Annotated in this window: 1 pseudogene; it reads right to left on the bottom strand. The window is 64.8% G+C overall.

Annotation, left to right across the window (positions count from 1 at the left end):
- Window positions 1-614: pseudogene (locus tag IVB48_RS16065) on the bottom strand (IS21 family transposase); the annotation flags it as partial.
- Window positions 615-697: the final 83 nt, after the last annotated feature.

Raw genomic sequence — 697 nt, 5'->3', positions numbered from 1 at the left:
GCATTGCGATCGAGATTGCAGAAGGCGGCCGACAGGCTGTCGGTCCGATGCTCCCGCGGTGCCCCACCGAGCGACCACAGGGCATTCTGCAGCCCTTCGGCCAATGCGACGAAGCTCTCGCCACCGAGCACGACATGGGCGTGTTCAAACCCGCAATAGGCCAACCGGAAGTGATACAGGCGATGATCGAGCGGCACGCCAGCGATGGCGACCCCAAGCTCGCCCATATCGGTGAAGTCGGACAGGCCGACCTGGCCCACTTCGTGGGTCTGGCGGAAGATGACCTCCTGCTCCTCGCCGTGGATCGCCCGCCAGGCGCGGATCCGGCGCTCGAGCGTGCGGCGGATTCCAGCCCCCAGCTCAGGATGGCGTCGGAGCATCTCCTCGAAGATGGCCACGGGCCGCACGCCGGGAGCCGCCTTCAGCATCGGCACGACCTCCAGGCCGAAGACGTTGGCCAAGGGATCCGGCCGCCGCCTTTGCCGCGGTGTCTTCTTTTGCGACGGAAGGCGCAGATCCTTCTCGAGCCGATAAGCGGTCGACGAACTGAACGACGCCTTCGCGGCCGCCTCTGGCGGCGAATTGGTTTGACGGAACTTCATGTAGAGCCTCATCTGGTGATCGGTGACATGGCAGCCTGGCAACGGGTGATTCCTCTTTGGCGAGAAGAACCATCCATCACCGGCCAGCCGCGATC

Source organism: Bradyrhizobium sp. 76 (assembly GCF_023073025.1).
In the GTDB taxonomy this organism is placed as follows: domain Bacteria; phylum Pseudomonadota; class Alphaproteobacteria; order Rhizobiales; family Xanthobacteraceae; genus Bradyrhizobium.
This window is presented reverse-complemented; position numbering and strand designations above follow the sequence as displayed.